Below are 19235 nucleotides of genomic sequence, written 5' to 3' on the forward strand. Positions count from 1 at the left end.
GAAACAACGTCTCTTTGCTGTTGGCATGGAGCTTGCGACGTCGTCTGCCGACCGCGGCGAGGTTTGACCTTGCGTTTGGGCCGCCCGGATCGAGTTGGAGACGACGTATGGGTATTTTCGACGCATTGAATACTTCGGTCGGCGGCTTGCAAGCGCAGTCCTTCGCACTTCAAAACATATCCGGCAACATCGCGAACGCCCAGACCACCGGCTACAAGGGCATCACCACGGCCTTCAGTGACCTGATCCCCGACTCGACCGCCCCCAACCGTCAGGCCGCCGGCGGCGTAACAGCCTATGCGACGGCCACGATCAGCAGCCAGGGAACGGTGTCGGCCTCGACGGTCGGCACCTACATGGCGATCACCGGCGACGGCTTCTTCAACGTCCAGGCGCCGACGGGGCGGGTCGACAACCAGCCGCAGTTTTCCGGCGTGACCTACTACACGCGGCGCGGCGATTTCCAGGTCGACGCCGGCGGCCATCTGGTCAACAGCGCCGGCTATTACCTGATGGGCGTGCCGGTCGATCCCAAGACCGGCAACCCGCTCGGCAACGTGCCGCAGGTGTTGAAATTCCAGAACAACTTCGTGCCGGCGCAAGCCACGACGACGGTGCAATACGCCGCCAATCTTCCATCGGTGCCGAGAACGCTGTCGAGTCCGACCGCTCCGGCCGGGACCATCACGGCGGCCGGCGGATTGAACCCGTCCGACTTCACGACAAATTTCAATCCGCTCGTGACCGGCACGCCGGCTCCGCCCTATACCGACAACACCACCACGGGATCGGCGGCGACCAACCAGCAGACGCCTTCGGGCCCCATCACCAGCGCGACGCTGCTGTCAGGCGTCGCGCCGAGCGATTCCCTGCCGGGCGGATTCGCGGTCGGCGACACCATCACCGTGAACGGCGCCACGATCACCTTCACCGACGCCAGCACCGCGCTGCCGCCGGGCGCGCAGGACGCGACCCATGTCCGCATCGACGATACCGTTGGCGACCTCCTGGGCAAGATCGGCGCGATCACGGGCACCGCTCCGACGATCGATGCCGGCACCGGCGCGATCACCCTGCATACCGGCACCGCGCAGGATCTGACGGTCACGAGTGCCTCCGCCGGCTGGACCGCGATGGGCTTTGGCGCGACCACCAACATCGCGCGCGGCGGCGGCGGCACGCCCGGCGCAGGCGTCGTGATCGCCAACGACCAGACCATCTTCCAGCAGCAATCGATCAGCGGCGGCGCTGTCACGGCCTATGACGCGACCGGGACGGCGGTGAACCTGCAATTGCGCTGGGCCAAGACCGACAGCGCCTCGCTCGGCGCCGGGCATTCCGACACCTGGAACCTGTTCTATCAGGCCGATCCGAACGCCACCGGCACTCAGGCGGCGTGGATCAACGTCGGCACCAACTTCACCTTTGGCATCAACGGCCAGCTTTCGAGCCCGGTCGGATCGTCGATCACCATTCCCGGCGTCAGTGTCGGGTCCCAGTCGCTCGGCAACCTCACGCTGAATCTCGGCTCGGGCGGTCTGACCCAGTATGCCAGCAGCGGCGGCAACGCCACCATCAATGTGATCAACCAGAACGGCTACGCCGCCGGGCAGTTGCAATCGGTCGCCGTCAACAATGACGGCATCGTGGTCGGCACTTTCTCGAACGGACAAAACCTGTCTCTCGCGCAGGTGTCGCTGTCGCACTTCAACGGCACCAATTACCTCAAGGCGCTCGACGGCGGCGCTTATGCGGTGACCAACGAGTCGGGACCCGCGATCGCGGGCGCGTCGGGGCGCATCAGCGGCTCGTCGCTCGAAGGCTCCAACGCCGACATCGCCGATGAGTTCACCAAGCTGATCGTGACGCAGCAGGCTTACTCGGCGAACACCAAGGTCATCACCACCGCGAACAGCATGGTTCAGGATCTGCTGAACGTGCTGCGCTAGTCACGGGCGCGGATTGATCCGGTTTCGAGGCGGGCAAGAAGATGAGTTTGAGTTCGGCTCTCTCCATCGCGATGTCCGGCTTGCGCGCCAACCAGGCCGCGCTGTCGGTCGTGTCGGGCAACGTCGCCAACGCGAACACGCCGGGCTACGTCGCCCAGACGCTGGTGCAGGACCAGGTCGTGACCGGCGGCATGGGTTCCGGCGTCCGCGTCATCGGCGTCGACCGCACGCTCGACGCCTATGTGCAGTCGCAACTGCGTACGGAAAACGCCGGCGGCGCTTACGCAAGCCAGATCGCCGGCGTGCTCGGCCAGTTGCAGAACGTCTATGGCACGCCCGGTAACGACGGCACGCTGGAGGCGGCTTACAACCGGTTCACCTCCGCGTTGCAGGCTCTGTCGGCGAGTTCGGGCAATCCGGCGGCGCAGTCGTCGGTGCTGAACGCTGCGCAGGCGCTGGCGCACCAGCTCAACGCGACCACCAGCGGCATTCAGACGCTGCGATCCAACGCCGAGCAGAGCCTGTCCGCATCGGTCTCGCAGGCCAACGCGGCGATGCAGCAGATCGCGCAGCTCAATCAGCGGCTGCAAAGCATGGGCGCGCAGGATCCGGCGGCCGCGACGCTGATGGATCAGCGCGACGCCGCGATCGACCAGCTTTCAAGGCTGATGGACATCCGCGCGGTGACGGACGGCGCCAACCAGACCTCGGTGTTCACCACGGCCGGCGTCCAGCTCGTCGGCGGGGTTTATGCGTCGACGCTGACATTCAACGCGCAGTCCTCGCTCACCGCGAGCTCGCAATGGAACGCCGATCCCACGAAATCGAGCGTCGGCACCATCATCTGCCAGCTTCCGAACGGCGCCAGGATCGACATGATCGCCTCGCAGGGCATCAACTCAGGTCAGATTGCCGCCGATGTCCAGCTGCGCGACAGGATTCTGGTGCAGGCGCAGAACCAGGTGGACCAGATGGCGGCGACGCTCGCCAGCGCGTTGTCCGACGTCACCACGAGCGGCGCGCCGGTGACCGGACCGCCATCGGGTTTCGACCTCGATCTGTCCGGCATGCTGCCGGGCAACTCGTTCAGCGTCACCTACACGGACTCCACCAATGTCTCGCACACCGTCACCGCGGTGCGGGTGGACGATCCGGCCGCGCTGCCGATTCCGAACACGGCCGCGAGTCCGAACGACCGGGTGATCGGAATCGATTTCTCCGGCGGGCTCGGCTCGATCGTGTCGCAACTGAATGCGCAGATCGGGGCCGCGTCGCATCTGACGTTTTCCGCTTCAGGGTCGCAGTTGCGGGTGGTCGGCGACGGCTCGGGGCAATCCACGGTGACCGCGGCATCGACCACGACCACGGCGCAGTCGCTGGCATCCGGCGCTCCGCAACTGCCGTTCTTCACCGACCGCGCCTCGCTCTATACCGGCGCGATCACAGGCTCCGCCTCGCAGATCACGGGGCTGGCCGGGCGCATCCAGGTCAACGCCGCGCTGCTCGTCGATCCCTCGAAGCTCACGATCTACAGCACCTCGCCGGTAACGCCCGCCGGCGACACCACGCGCACTGACTTTATCTACGACAGGCTGACGTCCGCGAGCTTCAGCTACTCCCCGAGCACCGGCCTTGGCGCGGCGGCGGCGCCATTCCAGGGCACGCTGCCGTCATACCTGCAGCAGTTCGTCAGCCTGCAGAGCGGCGCGGCGACCACTGCCCAGCAGGTCGCGCAGGGGCAGAGCATCGTCGTCAACACCCTGCAGGAGAAGTTCGACGCCAGGTCCGGCGTGAACATGGATGCCGAAATGGCCAATCTGATCGCTTTGCAAAACTCTTATGCGGCGAATGCGCATGTGATGACCGTGGTGCAGAGCATGATGCAGACGTTGCTGCAGGCGCAATGGTAACGACAGCGTAAGGCGGTTCGCATGGCGATCAACGGCATCAGCTTCGGCAACACGATCCTGGGTGGCTCGGTCCGGAATCTCAAGGCGCAGATGGCCGATCTGCAGAACCAGCTGACCAGCGGCAAGAAGTCGACGACCTATTCCGGCATGGGCGCGAACGGAGGTTTCGCGATCGCGGCGCGCGCGCAACTATCGAACATCGCCGCGTATACCGACACCATGATGAAGATCAACACCAACATCCATGTCGCCAACACGGCGCTTCAGGCGCTCTCCGACATCGGCACGCAATTGCAGAACGCCGCGCTCAGTGGATCGCAGGCATTGAACAGCGCCGGTCAGACCGCTGGCCAGCAAACCGCGGTGGCGCAGTTTTCGTCGGTAGTCGGCATCCTGAACACGCAGGCGGGCGACCGCTACATCTTTTCCGGCAGCGAGATCTACACCCAGCCGGTGGCTTCGTCCGATCTGATCCTGAACGGCGACGGGGCAGGGCGGGCCGGGTTGAAGCAGGTCATCTCCGAGCGCAGGCAGGCGGATCTGGGAGCCGACGGTCTTGGCCGCATCGCCATTTCCTCGCCGACCGCGACCTCGGTGGCGATCGCGGAAGATGCGTCGCCTTCCGTCTACGGCATGAAACTTCAATCGGTGTCGTCGTCATTGACGGGAGCCACCGTCACGGGCCCGGCTGGAACGCCGCCCGCCATTTCAGTCGATCTCGGCGCCACAAATCCGGCTGACGGCGACACGGTGAGCTTCACCTTCAATCTTCCGGACGGTACCAGCGAGACCGTGCAACTGACCGCGTCCAGTGAGGCGCCGACGCCCGCCGGCAGCTTCGCGATCGGCGCGACGCCAACTGCTACCGCCGCCAGCCTCAACGCCGCGTTGACCGCCTCGATCGGAGTGTTGGCCAGCACGTCGCTGGTCGCGGCCTCCGCCGTTCAGGCTTCGCGTGATTTCTTCGGCCAGCCGCCGCAGCGCGTCGACGTCACGCCGCCGGCGACGCTTTCCACCGCCACCGCCGCCGTGAACGGGACGGCCGCGGATACCGTGCAGTGGTACACCGGCGAGGAGGGTACAGGCTCCGCGCGCGCGACCTCGGTGGTGCGGGTCGATGCCTCGGTGACGGTGCAGTATGGGATGCGGGCGAACGAGGACGCCATCCGCTCGCTGATGGAATCTGTTGCGCTTCTTGCGGCGGTGACGACCTCGCCGACTGATCCGAACGCGGCCGGCCAGATTTCGGCGCTCAATGCACGCGTTGCCCAGAATTTATCGGTTGAGCCCGGCAGCCAGAACATCCGGGATATCCAGGTCGATCTTGCCAACGCGCAGACCATGATGAAGGATGCCACCGCGCGGCAGAAGCTGACGCAGGCGACGATGCAGAACATCATCGACCAGGCGGAGAACATCTCCACCGACGAGGTCGCGAGTCAGTTGCTGGCGCTGCAGACGGATTTGCAGGCATCCTACCAGACCACGGCCATGCTCTCGCAGCTCAGTCTGGTGAATTTCATCTGACGGTATTATCTACGGGCGCGAAGGTCTGCCCAACTTATCGGGACATGCCGATCGGAAACCCTTTGCGCGCGGCAAGGAAGTTTATTTCATGCGCAGTTTTGAGACTGAGCCGGCTCTTCGCCAGGACGATGCGCGGCGCATGAACGCCGCGTGCGACGGGGAGCGCGCGGCATGAAGCCTGCATCGCGCGGGACGCTTCCGGAAGCCGACGAAACGCTCGATCCCGAAGACTGGGACACGCTTCGCGCGCAGGGGCACCGGATGCTCGATGACATGTTCGATCATATCGCCGGTGTTCGCGAGCGTCCGGTCTGGCTGCCGATACCTGAGGAAGCCCGCGCCCGTTTCCGCGAAGACCTGCCGCGCCACGGCGTCGATGTCGCCGACATCTATCGGGAATTCGCCGAGCACATCGCCCCGTATACCGCAGGCAATATCCACCCTGGATTCATGGGATGGGTCAACGGCGGCGGCACGGCGGTCGGGATGCTGGCCGAGATGCTGGCGGCGGGGCTGAATACCAATGTCGCCGGACGGAATCAGATGCCGGTCGAAGTCGAGCGGCAGATCGTGCTGTGGGTACGGCAGATGTTCGGCTTTCCCGATACCGCGAGCGGCGTCTTCGTCACGGGAACGTCGATGGCGAACCTGATGGGAATTCTGGTGGCGCGTTCGGCGCGGATCGGCCCGTCCGTGCGTCAGCGCGGCTTGCTGGATCGCGGCGCGCGCCTCGTCGCCTATACATCGGTTGCGACGCACGGCTGCATCGCTCAGGCCATGGATTGCGCCGGATTCGGCGCCGACGCGCTGCGGCGGATTCCGGTTGATCGCTGTCATCGCATCGATGCCGATGCGTTGCGCGCCCGGATTGCCGCCGACCGCGCCGCGGGATTTGAGCCTTTTCTCGTGATCGGGTCGGCGGGAACAGTCGATATCGGAGCCATCGACGACCTCGCGGCGCTGCATGAGGTGTGCCGCGACGAGAAATTATGGCTGCATATCGACGGCGCGTTCGGCGCGCTCGGCGTTTTATCGCCGCAGATCGCGCCTCGCCTCGCGGGAATTGAGAGCGCCGATTCCATCGCTTTCGATTTCCACAAATGGGGGCAGGTGCCCTACGACGCGGGTTTCCTTCTCGTCCGCGACGGCGAGCAGCACCGCCGGACGTTCGCGGCGCCGGCAGCCTATCTGCGCCGGGAAACGCGCGGGCTTGCGGCGGGCTCGCCGTGGCCATGCGACTACAGCCTGGACATGTCCCGCGGCTTTCGCGCCTTGAAGACGTGGTTCACGTTGAAAGCCTACGGCACCGAAAGGCTCGGTGCGATGATAGACCGGACCTGCGCGCTGGCGCGCTGCCTGGAAGCGAAGATCGCGGCCGAACCAAAGCTCGAACTGCTCGCGCCGGTTCAGCTCAACATCGTGTGCTTCCGCTATCGGGCCGACGATGCCGACAGGGTCAATGCGGAGATCGTCGCATCGCTGCACGAGTCGGGCATAGCCGCGCCGTCCACCACCAGGCTGGACGGCCGGCTTGCGATCCGCGCGGCGATCGTCAACCATCGCACCGGGATGCGCGACATCGAAGCGCTGGTATCGGCGGTGCTGGAATTCGGCGCGCGCGAAGCGGAAATCCGTAAAGCCGAAAGCTGAGACGATCCGTGGTCGCGCGGCGTGGTGTCAGGCTGTGCGTCGCCTGTCGCCGGCGCGGTTGGCGGGAGCGTCGCTCATGTCGGCGAGCTTCTTCTCGTAGGCGATCAGCTTCTTGACTTCCTTGAGCGCCTTGTAGAGATCGCCGTTGAGGATGTCGTTATTGATGCCTTCGATGATCGGCCATGCGTCCGGCATGGTCGTGATGACGTCGCGCAGCAGGCTGAAATAGGTGCCGTGATTGATTTGCGGCTCCGGCGACAGATACATCAACTGCACCGCGAGATAGATCAGCTTGGCAGGCGTGTCCGCCGTCTCGGGCGTCAGAATGTCCTTCTCGCGAAGGATCGGAATCTTGTCGCCCTCGATCAGCAGTCGCGCGCGCTGATCGGTGTTGGTCACGACGCAGGCGCCGATGATGATGCGTTCATGCGGCTTCAGTTCGACTTTCAGCGCCATGACGGTTTCCTGTCATCTCCATGAGCCTGCGCGAAGAAACGGACATCGCATCCGTTCGCTGACCAGAATGCGGCGGACGGCCGCATCAGTGCGAGCATCGCGGTATGGTCTTGCCGTGATCCTTTCCGATTGTGGTTAACGATTGGTAAATGACGCTTGCAACCTTTGCCGCCATATCCGTCTAAGCCCTGGTTGCGGCGTGGCAATTTCGACGCGCCAGCGACCCCGCGGGAGGTTGCGGGTCCGCGATCTGTTTCATGCTTTCTTAGAGTCTTCCCATCACTGTGGCGCCTCGTCCGAGGAAGGTCTTCGGCCTGTGGACGTACGTGTATTCACACCAGAAAGGTATGAAAGATGTCCGATATCGTTCTCTCCGCATCGGTTCGCCAGAATCTGCTCTCGCTTCAGTCGACGGCTGAACTGCTCTCGACGACCCAGACCCGCCTTGCCACCGGCAAGAAGGTGAACTCGGCGCTTGATAATCCGACGAACTTCTTCACCGCTGCCGGCCTCGACGCCCGCGCCAGCGACATCAACAACCTTCTGGATTCGATCGGCAACGGCGTGCAGGTGCTGCAGGCCGCCAATACGGGCATCACCTCGCTGCAGAAGCTGGTCGATACCGCCAAGTCGATCGCCAACCAGGCGCTGCAGGCGACCTCGGGCTACTCCACCAAGTCGCAGGCGACCACAGCCGCCATCACCGGCGCGACGGCCGACAACCTGATCGGAACCGCTGGCGCCGCTACCGCGAACTCGGTGACGGGTTCGGTCGTGCAGAACGACGATACCGACGGCGCTGCGAACATCACCGGTGCAACCCTTCTGTCCGGTACGGCTGGTTCTGGTTCGGATAACCTGGCGTCCGGTTTCACCATATCGGACACGATCGTTGTCAACGGCACGACGATTTCGTTCGTTGCGTCGGGCGCGACCGGCGACCAGCTCAACATCACCGATGACGTGGATGCCCTGCTGGCCAAGATCGACTCGATCACCGGCGGCACCTCGTCGGTTTCCGGTGGCCAGATCACGCTCGGCACCGGCACGACCGAGGATCTCGTCATCTCGGGTTCCGGCCTTGCCAAGATCGGTCTCACCGCAGGCACCACCGCGCTGACGCCGGGCACGACCGCGCTCAGCGGCAAGACCCTGACCATTGGCGAGACCGGTGGCGGCATTGCGACCAGCGTCACCTTCGGTACCGGCACCGGCCAGATCAATACGCTTGACCAGTTGAACACGGCGCTGGCTGCGAACAACCTGACCGCCTCGATCAACTCGGCGGGCGCGATCACCTTCACCACCACCAACGATCACGCGTCCGAGACGATCGGTGCGTTCGGCGGAGATGCGACCACCGATCCGAATACGTTCGGCGCGATGACCGCTTCCGCTCCGGTCGAAGACGCCAATGCGCAGAACACCCGCGCCACGCTGATCGGCCAGTACAATCAGGTGATCGACCAGATCCGCACCACGGCGCAGGATGCCTCCTTCAACGGCATCAACCTGCTCAACGGCGACCAGCTGAAGCTGGTGTTCAACGAAACCGGCAAGTCCACCCTGACCATTCAGGGCGTGACCTTCGATCCGGCCGGCCTCGGCCTGTCGTCGCTGGCCAGGGGCACCGACTTCCTGGACAACGCTTCGACCAACAAGATCCTGGACTCGCTCAACACCGCGTCCAGCACGTTGCGTTCGCAGGCTTCGACCTTCGGTTCCAACCTGTCGATCGTGCAAATCCGCCAGGACTTCTCGAAGAACCTGATCAACGTGTTGCAGACCGGATCGGCGAACCTGACGCTGGCCGACACCAACGAGGAAGCGGCGAACAGCCAGGCGCTGGCTACCCGCCAGTCGATCGCGGTATCGGCGCTGGCGCTGGCCAACCAGTCTCAGCAGAGCGTGCTGCAACTGCTCCGCTAATCATAAGCGACATCTCAGGACGGCGGAACGGCGGGGGAAACCTCGCCGTTTTTGTCAGAGCGTTTTCAAGCGAAGTGGGGGATCGGTTCGCGTGAAGAAAACGTGTTAAAATAAAGTCATAGAGCCTTTTCCGCTTCTGGTTGTATCAGGAGCGGAAAGGCTCTAGCGGGCGAGTCCGCTTCTCCTGGGTTCGATTGTCGGCGATTGCTGCTGACATTATGAAAGACCAAGGAAAAAGCATCCGCAAGGCGGCGATGCGCGCTCTTGAACATCACATCAGCATCATGAGTTAAAGTCCAAGACTGCCTCGCATTTTGTTCCCTGAGTTCAGAAAGCGCTTTACGCGTCATGGCGCAACTTCTCTTGCCTGCGGTCCGGCGGACCTGGGCGATGATTAATCCGGCGTTAACCATAAATTAAAACGTCCTGTTCACCTTTCCGACCGGGAGCCGGCTCTCGGGGCGAGCTGGCATCCGCACACGCAGGGAAGGCCAGACATGTCCGACATTGTTCTTTCGGCGTCCGTTCGCCAGAATTTACTCTCGCTGCAATCCACTGCCGATCTGCTGGCGAGAACGCAGCACCGTCTGGCCACCGGCAAGAACGTCAACACCGCGCTGGACAATCCCACCAACTATTTCACTGCCGCGGCGCTCGACAATCGCGCCAACGACATCAGCAACCTGCTCGACGGCATCGGCAACGGCGTCCAGGTGCTGCAGGCGGCAAATACCGGCCTGACCTCGTTGCAGAAGCTGGTGGATACCGCGAAGTCGGTCGCCAATCAGGTCCTGCAATCGCAGGTCGGCTACTCGCAGAAGTCGTCGGTGGAAAGCCTTCCGGTCACGGGAGCGACCGCGCTCGATCTCAGAGGCACCACACCGTTCACGAATGCCGCCGCGACGCCCGGCGCGGCGCTGAGGACCGGCACATCCAACGCCGCGGCGACCGGCGCCACCCTGATCAATGCGCTGACCGACGGCGCGGTCGCGACGCCGACCGGCCCCGCCGCCGGCGAGAGCTTCGCCGTCAACGGCAAGACCATCACCTTTGTGGCGTCCGGTGTGGTGGCCGCCGATGCTTCCGGGAATATCACGATCGGCATTGACCAGACCCTGGACTCGCTGCTCGGCGTGATCGACGTGCTGCACGGCAACACCGACACGGCATCGGCGGTCGACGGCAGCGGGCAGATCGTGCTCAACACGGGCGTCGCTCATGACCTTGCATTGACGGATTCAACGCCGGCCGGAGTTCTCGCAAAGCTCGGCCTCACCGCGGGAACGACCGCGCGCGGCGGAGGCGCGGGCAACCTCGACGGCAAGACGCTGACGATCGCGCCGACCGGCGACGGCGCCGCGACCAACATCACGTTCGGCGACGGCACCAACGGGACCGTCAGAACTCTCAACGACCTGAACGCGCAACTCGCTTCAAACCATCTCCAGGCCACGATCAACTCAGCCGGCGTCATCACGATCTCGACCGCCAACGAGGCCGCGGCCGAGACCATCGGTGCGATCGGCGGGACCGCGGCCGGCGCGGGATATGCCTTCCATGGCCTTGTCGCGGGCGCGCCCGTTCAGGATCCGGCGGTTCAGGCGTCGCGCGCCGGGCTCGTCAATCAGTACAACAACATCATTCAGCAAATAAACACGACGGCGGCGGATGCGTCGTTCAACGGCATCAACCTGCTGGGCGGTGATACGCTGAAGCTCATCTTCAACGAGAGTGGAAAGTCCACGCTCACCATCACCGGCGCCAGCATGAACGCGGCTGGCCTTGGGCTGGCGAGTCTTACGGTGGGCGTCGACTTCCTGGACAACGGCTCGGCCAACAGCGTGATCGCGAGCCTCGACAGCGCATCGACCACCCTGCGCACGCAAGCTTCGACGCTCGGCTCGAACCTGTCGATCGTGCAGATCCGTCAGGACTTTTCAAAGAACCTGATCAACGTGCTTCAGACGGGATCGTCGAACCTCACGCTTGCCGACACCAACGAGGAAGCCGCGAACAGCCAGGCGCTGGCGACCCGGCAATCGATCGCGGTGTCCGCGCTGGCGCTGGCCAACCAGTCGCAGCAGAGCGTGTTGCAGTTGCTGCGCTGATGACGCGAACCCCGGCAGGATGAAGGTTGCCGGGTCCGCTCTCGAAAAATCTGCTGCTTTCGTCCGTCATTTTCCGGACACATATGAAAACGCGGGGTAACCTATTCTAAAGGCGGCGCTGGTAGACATATGGCGGTGCAGAACTTCGCGCGTCCGCTTTTTCCCCGAGGATTTAAATGTCGCATGCTGCTCAAGCCTACGCCAGGACGGCGCAAACTTCGTCGTCTCCCCGTGAAATCGAGGCGCAGGCTTTGCTGAAGGCGGCGCGACAGCTTCGGGAGGTCCAGGACAACTGGGACGGACCTGACAACGACATGCACAAGGCGCTGCTGTTCAATCGCCGTTTGTGGTCGATCTTCATGAGCGCGGCGGATAGCGACAGCAACCCGCAGCCGCTGGAGGTTCGCCAGAACATCGCCAACATCGGCGTTTTCGTAATGAAGCAGACAGTCGACATGCAACTCAATCCCGACCCCGCGAAGCTGACGGCGCTGATCGACATCAACTGCAATCTCGCGGCCGGCCTGTCCGGGCGGGCGTAATTCGTGCAATTGCAGACGGAGCCGGATCATTGGCCGACGTCCTGAACATCCTGGCGACGAACTACAAAACGGTCGGTCAGAACGTCAGCCTGAACTCCGGGAAATATGTCAACGTCGATCCCGATGTTTTCGAAGGGACGTGGAGCGGCAAGTACGCCAACCAGAAGCCGTTCTCGATAACGATTTCGAACGTCAACGGCTTTCGCGCCAAGGCCAAGTATCAGTACGGAACCACGATCAAGTATCAGGAAGTCCTGATCAAGAACAACGGGTTTCGAGTCGGCGATTCAAAGTTCGTGCTGACAAAGGCCGGCACCGCGCAGGTCAGCACCGTCATGAGCGATCCGGCGACCGGCGCAAGCACCCTCGAGACGGCCTACGTTCATCAGCGCTGAGGCCGGCCTTCGAGGCATGTCCTCGGGCTTGACCCGAGGATGGATGGTTCGCGTAAAGAAACCGCGTCAGAACATAAAGATAGAGTCTGTTTCAACTGCGTTGAAACAGACTCGTCGCTTATCTTTTTTGTTTGAGCATGATCTTCTCCGAAAACCGGTTTCCACTTTTCGGGATCATGCTCTAGGCGCGGCGGTCGGTGGCGGCCGGAAGTTCGCGCTCGGCGTTCATCAGATCCAGCGTCCGGAAATATGCGCGTCGCCGCAGCATCGCCTCTTCTGGAAACTGCTTGACGACAAGGCTCGTGCGGCGATCGACGACCTGGTATACCACCGAGGCGGCGTCACGATCGACCATCACCTGGCGCGACAGCGCTTCGCGTGAGGTCTGCAGGTCGTTGCGGCTGCGCGTGCTGATGTCCGCCGCCGTGACGCTCTGGCTCGGCGGAAGTTCCGTCGCCACGGTATCGTCGGCGGCTGCGCTTGTCAGTTGAACAACCGGCGCCGCGACCGGCGTGCCGATAGGTTTGATACTGAAATCCGCACTCATGGTCGACTCCCGGCCTCCTTCGAGTCAAACCCCAACCCCCTTCTGATCGCAAGCCTAACGCTTGTCTCTCAACGGTGGGTTAGAGAATGTCCTCAATGGGGTGTTGTCGGGAGCGCTGGAGTTTGAACTAAATCGTACTGAAATATGAGGCTGGATCGAGACGGCGGCTTTCCGCGGGCGTTACAGCGAACGGCTGACCGCGATCGGGCTCGTGTGCTGGCGCGAGGGCGCGCTGCGCTGTCCGCTTGCCGTATAGGTCTGCGGCGCGGCGCGGCGCTGCGCCTCGGCGCTGACGCCGCGAACGATTCCTTCGGAAACCGCGTGCGCGGTCGCGAGCACCGTGAGGTTCACCTGAAGCATGGCGCGGAATGTGTCGTGGTGGCGTTGCAGCGCGGTGAGCAGATCAGGCGTCGATTGCGTCATGTAGGCCTGACTGTTCTTGAACTGCCTGATGGCGTCGACGTAGCGCCGCGACAGTTCTGTCTTCCGGCTCTCCAGCGCCATGCCTTCGCGGATTTTGCCGGCGCGCACCAACTCGGTCTCGCGCTCGATGACGGCGAGCAGCGCGTTCATGATGTCGAGCATGTCGTCAGCGAGCTTGCGAGCGTCCGCCGGCGTCGATACGGGAGGCGGGAGAGGGGACTCTTGCGGGTTCCGGGATTGCGGCGTCATGCGGCCTCCTTCGGTGGGAGCGAGGTCTGGTTCGCCTGCTGCATGATCAGGGTGCGGAACACCGCGTCGGAGATGCCGACGCCGCCGGCCTTGGCGAACGATCTGGAATATTGCTCGGTGAGCATCGAGCGCCATACGCCGGTGCCGGGCGTATCGCCGAACGGGCCTTCGCCTTTCAGACCGGTTGTCATCTGCGAGAACATGGAGTTGAGAAACATCGCCTCGAAATCCTCCGACGTCGCTCTCGCCTTCCCGATCGACTGCGGAGAGACGTGCTCCAGCGTCTGCGCGAGCTGCGGATCCGAGCGTCGGTTCAGTGTCGGCGTCATGCGCTGGGTGTTGCGATAAGCGCCGCCGAGCAGACCGTTGACAGCATGAGTATCCATCACATCACCTCGATATCGGCTTCGATCGCGCCCGCCGCCTTGATCGCCTGTAGAATGCCGATCAGGTCGCGTGGCCCGATGCCGAGGCCGTTGAGGCCGTCGACAAGTTCCTGAAGCGAGACGCCGTTCTTGACCAGCGCGAGCTTGTTGCCATTCTCCGTCACGCCGACGTCCGTGCGCGGTGTCATCACCGTCCGCCCGTTGGACAGCGGATTGGGCTGGCTGACCTGCGGGCTTTCGGAAATGGATACGGTGAGGTTGCCTTGCGCCACCGCGACCGTGGCGACGCGGACGTCGCGTCCCATCACGATGATCCCGGAGCGCTCGTCGATAATGATCTTGGCCGTGATGTCCGGCTCGACCTGCAACTGTTCGATCTCGGTCAGAAGCGCGACGACGTTCCCTCTGAACTCCGCCGGAATGGAGAGCTGCACCGTGGACGGGTCGATCGGTTCGGCCGTCTTGGTGCCGAGGAAATCGTTGACGGCGGCGGCGATGCGCTTGGCGGTGGTGAAGTCGCCGTTGCGCAGCGCCAGCCGGACATTCGGCATCCGGTTCAATGCGAATTCGATCTCGCGCTCGACGATGGCGCCGTTGGCGATGCGCCCGTTGGTCGGCACGCCCTTGGTGACGCTCGCGGCGGCGCCTTCGGCGGAAAAGCCGCCGATCGCAAGCGAACCCTGCGCCACCGCGTAAACATTGCCGTCGGCGCCGAGCAGCGGCGTGACGAGCAACGTGCCGCCTTGCAGGCTTCTGGCATCGCCCATCGCCGAGACCGTGACGTCCATGCGGGTGCCCTGGGTGGCGAAGGCGGGCAGGTTGCCGGTCACCATGACGGCCGCGACGTTGCCGGTTCGAATGGTGGCGCCGCGGATGTTGACGCCCATGCGCTCCAGCATCGCCTGTAGCGACTGCTTGGTGAAAGGAATGTTGTTGAGGGTGTCGCCGGTTCCGTTGAGGCCGACCACGAGACCGTAACCGATCAACTGGTTCTGCCGCACGCCCTCGATGTTCGCGAGGTCCTTGATCCTTGAGGTGGCATGGGCAGGGGTTCCGAGCAACGCCAGCGCCAAGAACGCCATAACGGCGATCCGGACGACGCCCGTGAAACCAAGGCCAGACATCCTCTGCTCCCCGCTGAGGTCAGGTTGGGCTGCCCGTCACTCCCATGACGGTCATTCGCCGTTAACCATGCGAGACCCGTGCCACCGCGATGGCTGGCTTGTTGCGTTGATTCTATTTTGTTTTTTAGAACGGTCGCTGCGGGTGAGCGCGAAGCGGGGTGGCGAAGTTGTCCTTGTCGGCAAAATTTGCCGGGCGTTCACGCTTCGTTAACCATAACGGGCCACGCTTCTCGTGCCGGATCATCCGGCGCGCGCTCCGTCGGCCGGCGATGGCTCCGGGCTTTCGACGGTGGGCAGGTTTCGTTGAACACTACATTCGGGCGAGACGAGCGATGCGAATTTACGGAGCGAACGGCACGACGCCGGGAACGCAGGCCCCGTCCGCCCGGCGAACGGGGGGAAGTGAATTTTCCCTGCCGGACATGGCTTCCGCAACGGAAAGCAAGGCTGCGGCCGCACCGAAGGCGACGGCGACCATCGATGCGTTGCTGGCGTTGCAGGGTGTCGAGGAAGATCCGGTGGAGCGGCGCAGGCGCTCGGTGCGGCGGGGCAGGGGAGCTCTCGACGTGCTCGACGATGTCAAGATGGGGCTGCTCTCCGGCAATTTCGATCCCTCAACCGTGACCCGGCTGCGCACCGCCGCTGCCGAACTGAAATCGTCTTCCGGCGATACCGGTCTCGATGCTGTTCTCGCCGAGATCGAACTGCGCGTCGAGGTGGAACTCGCCAAAGCGGGGCAATTCTGAAGGCGGAGGGGCGGAATGGAACCTCAAGGCGAAAGTATTAATACGTAACGCGGGTTCTGGTTCCCCGTCGTTGGAAAGGAAAATCAAAACGCGGAAGCTGGCTCTGTCCGGGGTGGACTTCGGGACGACGATATTGTTTGTCACAAACGGCCGCTATATAAGCTCGCCGCAGCCGGATCACCCGGCGTTTTCACCGAGCAGGAACGCATTTGGAAAAGCTGAAGAACTACCGGCCTTCTGAGAAAGAGCCATTCATGAACGAGCGCCAGCGCGAATATTTCCGCGCCAAGTTGCTGGCATGGAAGGACGAGATTCTTCGCGAATCGAAGGTGACGTTGCAGACTCTTCAAGAAGAAAACGTCAACCTTCCCGACCTTGCCGATCGCGCGTCATCGGAGACCGACCGCGCTGTCGAATTGCGCGCCCGTGACCGCCAGAGAAAGCTGATCTCGAAAATCGACGCCGCCTTGCAGCGGATCGAGGATAACACCTACGGCTATTGCGAGGAAACAGGCGAGCCGATTTCGTTGAAGCGGCTCGAGGCGCGCCCGATCGCGACGCTTTCCGTCGAAGCCCAGGAGCGTCACGAAAAGCGGGAAAAGATCTATCGGGACGAGTAAGGCGGCTGCGCCGACGCTTTGGCGCGGGGTCGCGCCAGAGCCTTTCCGTTTCTGATGGAACAAGTTTATCGGCGCCGGCAGTTCACCGGCGGTCCGTTATCCGAATATCTTCCGCTGCTCATCGCTCAGGCCAGCCAGCACCTCTCTCGCCTGGCTGTAGCCGGCGGCGACCACCTCTTCGAAGCGGCTCCAGTCGAGCAGGCGGCCGTCGGTGATCCGCGGCCGGAACAACAGGTCAGTGAACTTTCCCATCTCCTTCTGTTTGGAGATCGACGTGATGAAGGACGACCGCAGCATCGTCTCGGGCACGCTCGGCAGACGGTAGCGCCGCTTCGCGCGCGGCCTCAGCTTGTCGCGCAGCAAGGTGAGCGTCCCCGGAACGTGGTCAATGTCGAACAACTGCTCGCGGTCAACCGAGAGATCGACGCCGATGATGCGGCCGGCGCCGAACCGGGCCATCACGTCGACCGGGAAATTGTTGAACGTGCTGCCATCATACATCATGTGTCCATCGACGAAGACCGGCGGCAGCGCGCCGGGAATCGCATAGCTTGCGCCCACGTTGCGGGTAAGGTCGCCTCGCTGAAGGACAGCTTCGCTGCCGGTCGAAAAGTCTGACGCAATGGTGAAGAAGGTGGTCCAGCAATCCTCGCTGTCGATCGCATCCCGGCCGGTGGCATCGCGCACCGCTTGCATCATCGCGCTTCGCGTGCGCGCACCCTTGATCAGCGACACCAGCGGAATGAAGTTGTAGTCGCCGGTGACGTTGCCTCTCGGGTGTTCGAGGAACGCCTTTCGGACGGCGGCCGCGACTTCGTCCGCGCTGCGCCCGAGCGTCAGCACCATCCCCATGACCGCGCCGATCGAGCTGCCGCCCAGCATGTCGACGGGAATGCCTGCCTCTTCCAGCGCCTTGATGACGCCGACATGCGCGAAGCCGCGCGCGCCTCCGCCCGACAGCACGAGGCCGATGGCCCGTCCTGATACGATGCGAGCGAGGCGGCTCATGTCGGAGGGCAACTCCGGGCGAATGTGAAAGTGCCGCGCATCTGGCCGCGCGTTCAGCCAACGCGCGGTGCCGGTAGGGATTCTCGCATCAGTCCGGTGCAGCAGGATCAGCGTCTGCCGTGCGATCGAGATGGGGGCGGCCGGCGACAGGCACGCTTGCTCGACAGCCGAGAGGCCGGGATCGTGGCCGGCGTCGGCAAGCAGCAGCACCTCGTCGGCATGACGAAGGCAAAACCGGGTCCATGCTGTGTCGCCTCCGTCGGCGGCAAGGTACACCGCGCGACTCCGCGCCTCGATGTCGTCGATATAGCCGGCGAGCGCGTCGTTGCGCTGTCCCGGTGGATGGTTCTGAATGTCGAAGTGGCGGGCGACGTCATCGACGGTGACGATTGCCACGGGCCCGGCCTCAGCGGCTTGCGCGTTGCGCAGGCTTCGCGCGAAACCGGCCGCATCCGGCCCGGGCGTGATCGGCAGGATGCAGATGTTCACGGGCACCAGCGGCGCTTGCCGCTCGCGTTCGCGCTGGCGGAAACGTCGGATCACGACCCGCATCATCGACATCTCGATTTTCGGATGCTGAAGGATCGTCCGCTCGATCATCGCGCGCGTCACCTTGACCAGAAGCGTATCGCGCACCGCCACGACGGTTGCCGAGCGCGGCTCGCCGCTGAACAGCGCAAGCTCGCCTATGGTTTCACCTCGTCCGATCTCTCCGAGAATCTTTCGTGCGCCGGATTCGGTCTCCGAGAACGCGTGCAGCCGTCCCGACAGCACGAAGTACACGTCGTTACTGATGTCGCCCTGGCGCAGCAGGATCGTGCCGGAAACAAGATCGACATACTCGGCCTCGGAACGGATGGTGTGCAGGATCGCGGCGTTGTCGGACGCGAAGTAGTCGCGAAGCACGGTCTGGAGCAGCGCGTCGCGTTGCTGAAGATCGGGATCTGATTTCAATACCGCAACTCCTGTCGGTTCGGTTCAAGCATTGCATCCCGTTGCGGTAAAAGCTCCTGGAAATGATTTACGGCGTTCGTATGCCGGGGTCGCGGCAATATGGAGCGAATGCGAATCTGGAGTCCATTTCAACTGCGTTGAATCAGAATCGTCGCTTATCTTTCTGTCTGAGCATGATCTTTCTTCGAAAAACGGTTGCCTCTTTACGCTGGCTGGAGCGTTTTCGAGCGAAGCGGACACCGGTTCGCGTGAAGAAAACGCGCCAAAACAAAATCATGGAGCCGCTTCTGATTCTATCAGAGGCGGAAAGGCTCTAGTCGCGTCCGACCCAGCCGGGAAATCCCGGCGCGGTTGGGCTGTCGCCTTTCAGGCCGCTCGGCAGGGCGCCGGTGCCGATGGTTCCAGGCCGCGATGTGTTCGGCACGCCGGGCTGATTGATCACGCCGGTATCGACGAGCGGCAGCCGTGGAGGCGGCATCGGCGTTACGACAGGCGCCAAAGGCATGAACATGTAGACAGGGCGGTGCCGATGGCGCGCCTGCGCCGTATCGGACAAACCGATCAGGCAGGCGGCAACGGCAAGCAGGACGTGGACGGCGAGTTTCATGGACGCTCCCGCGATCTCCGATTGCGGAACATCATGGATATATAGCCATCGAGTTTGCCGCGCGCAGATCATTGTTCATCACATTCCGCTGTTCCTCAGCGAACG

18 protein-coding genes are annotated in these 19235 nt (G+C 63.3%); 10 read left to right on the forward strand and 8 right to left on the reverse strand.

What is annotated here, in order from left to right; genetic code table 11:
* The first annotated feature begins 107 nt into the window (after window positions 1-107).
* The 4 genes from ACMYR2_RS06935 to ACMYR2_RS06950 all read left to right on the forward strand — a co-directional run bounded on the left by ACMYR2_RS06935 (window position 108) and on the right by ACMYR2_RS06950 (window position 7036).
* The gene (locus ACMYR2_RS06935) at window positions 108-1949 is read left to right on the forward strand and encodes a flagellar hook-basal body complex protein (RefSeq protein WP_416193912.1); all 1842 of its coding nucleotides are present in this window, start codon (window positions 108-110) and stop codon (window positions 1947-1949) included.
* A 41-nt stretch (window positions 1950-1990) separates the two neighbouring features.
* Window positions 1991-3859, forward strand: coding sequence for a flagellar hook-associated protein FlgK (gene flgK, locus ACMYR2_RS06940; protein ID WP_347264708.1), 1869 nt, complete (start codon window positions 1991-1993; stop codon window positions 3857-3859).
* A gap of 21 nt (window positions 3860-3880) precedes the next feature.
* Window positions 3881-5386, forward strand: coding sequence for a flagellar biosynthesis protein FlgL (locus ACMYR2_RS06945; RefSeq protein WP_416193913.1), 1506 nt, complete (start codon window positions 3881-3883; stop codon window positions 5384-5386).
* Between the two features lie 171 nt (window positions 5387-5557).
* Complete coding sequence (locus ACMYR2_RS06950) at window positions 5558-7036, forward strand: pyridoxal phosphate-dependent decarboxylase family protein (RefSeq protein ID WP_347263958.1); 1479 nt, start codon at window positions 5558-5560, stop codon at window positions 7034-7036.
* Window positions 7037-7063: 27 nt separating this feature from the next.
* Here the strand turns inward: ACMYR2_RS06950 and flbT are convergent, their stop codons facing one another.
* Window positions 7064-7492, reverse strand: a complete 429-nt coding sequence (gene flbT / locus ACMYR2_RS06955) for a flagellar biosynthesis repressor FlbT (protein ID WP_347263957.1) — start codon at window positions 7490-7492, stop codon at window positions 7064-7066.
* A 354-nt stretch (window positions 7493-7846) separates the two neighbouring features.
* On the opposite strand from flbT, the gene ACMYR2_RS06960 reads away from it, so the two are divergent.
* Entirely contained in the window at window positions 7847-9421 is a 1575-nt protein-coding gene (locus ACMYR2_RS06960) for a flagellin (RefSeq protein ID WP_347263956.1), read from the forward strand.
* A gap of 116 nt (window positions 9422-9537) precedes the next feature.
* Here the strand turns inward: ACMYR2_RS06960 and ACMYR2_RS06965 are convergent, their stop codons facing one another.
* On the reverse strand, window positions 9538-9771 hold the full coding sequence (locus ACMYR2_RS06965) for a hypothetical protein (protein ID WP_347263955.1): 234 nt from the start codon (window positions 9769-9771) through the stop codon (window positions 9538-9540).
* Window positions 9772-9918: 147 nt separating this feature from the next.
* Here ACMYR2_RS06965 and ACMYR2_RS06970 point away from each other — a divergent pair, with 147 nt between their 5' ends.
* The 3 genes from ACMYR2_RS06970 (at window position 9919) to ACMYR2_RS06980 (ending at window position 12466) form a co-directional block, all read left to right on the forward strand.
* The gene (locus ACMYR2_RS06970) at window positions 9919-11529 is read left to right on the forward strand and encodes a flagellin (RefSeq protein WP_347263954.1); all 1611 of its coding nucleotides are present in this window, start codon (window positions 9919-9921) and stop codon (window positions 11527-11529) included.
* Between the two features lie 176 nt (window positions 11530-11705).
* On the forward strand, window positions 11706-12071 hold the full coding sequence (gene flaF, locus ACMYR2_RS06975; protein WP_347263952.1) for a flagellar biosynthesis regulator FlaF: 366 nt from the start codon (window positions 11706-11708) through the stop codon (window positions 12069-12071).
* 29 nt (window positions 12072-12100) lie between these two features.
* Entirely contained in the window at window positions 12101-12466 is a 366-nt protein-coding gene (locus ACMYR2_RS06980; RefSeq protein ID WP_347263951.1) for a hypothetical protein, read from the forward strand.
* A gap of 181 nt (window positions 12467-12647) precedes the next feature.
* Here the strand turns inward: ACMYR2_RS06980 and ACMYR2_RS06985 are convergent, their stop codons facing one another.
* The 4 genes from ACMYR2_RS06985 to ACMYR2_RS07000 all read right to left on the reverse strand — a co-directional run bounded on the left by ACMYR2_RS06985 (window position 12648) and on the right by ACMYR2_RS07000 (window position 15153).
* Window positions 12648-13013 carry a hypothetical protein gene (locus ACMYR2_RS06985; protein WP_416193914.1) on the reverse strand — a complete coding sequence of 122 codons (366 nt, stop codon included), beginning with the start codon at window positions 13011-13013 and terminating at the stop codon, window positions 12648-12650.
* 180 nt (window positions 13014-13193) lie between these two features.
* Window positions 13194-13685, reverse strand: a complete 492-nt coding sequence (locus tag ACMYR2_RS06990; protein ID WP_347263948.1) for a hypothetical protein — start codon at window positions 13683-13685, stop codon at window positions 13194-13196.
* Window positions 13682-14071: a flagellar assembly peptidoglycan hydrolase FlgJ gene (flgJ, locus tag ACMYR2_RS06995; RefSeq protein ID WP_416193915.1), complete on the reverse strand. Its 390-nt coding sequence runs from the start codon at window positions 14069-14071 to the stop codon at window positions 13682-13684. Before flgJ ends, ACMYR2_RS06990 begins: the two co-directional genes overlap by 4 nt.
* On the reverse strand, window positions 14071-15153 hold the full coding sequence (locus ACMYR2_RS07000; RefSeq protein WP_416194072.1) for a flagellar basal body P-ring protein FlgI: 1083 nt from the start codon (window positions 15151-15153) through the stop codon (window positions 14071-14073). Before ACMYR2_RS07000 ends, flgJ begins: the two co-directional genes overlap by 1 nt.
* 374 nt (window positions 15154-15527) lie before the next feature.
* Here ACMYR2_RS07000 and ACMYR2_RS07005 point away from each other — a divergent pair, with 374 nt between their 5' ends.
* Window positions 15528-15941, forward strand: coding sequence for a flagellar assembly protein FliX (locus tag ACMYR2_RS07005; RefSeq protein WP_347263944.1), 414 nt, complete (start codon window positions 15528-15530; stop codon window positions 15939-15941).
* A gap of 254 nt (window positions 15942-16195) precedes the next feature.
* Entirely contained in the window at window positions 16196-16561 is a 366-nt protein-coding gene (gene dksA, locus ACMYR2_RS07010; RefSeq protein ID WP_210242922.1) for an RNA polymerase-binding protein DksA, read from the forward strand.
* 96 nt (window positions 16562-16657) lie between these two features.
* Here the strand turns inward: dksA and ACMYR2_RS07015 are convergent, their stop codons facing one another.
* Complete coding sequence (locus tag ACMYR2_RS07015) at window positions 16658-18523, reverse strand: patatin-like phospholipase family protein (RefSeq protein WP_347263942.1); 1866 nt, start codon at window positions 18521-18523, stop codon at window positions 16658-16660.
* Between the two features lie 313 nt (window positions 18524-18836).
* Window positions 18837-19130 (reverse strand): hypothetical protein, encoded by a 294-nt coding sequence (locus ACMYR2_RS07020; RefSeq protein ID WP_347263941.1) that lies wholly within the window; start codon window positions 19128-19130, stop codon window positions 18837-18839.
* Between the last annotated feature and the right edge of the window lie 105 nt (window positions 19131-19235).

The sequence above is a fragment of the Nitrobacter sp. TKz-YC01 genome, assembly GCF_047824785.1.
Taxonomy (GTDB): Bacteria; Pseudomonadota; Alphaproteobacteria; order Rhizobiales; family Xanthobacteraceae; genus Nitrobacter.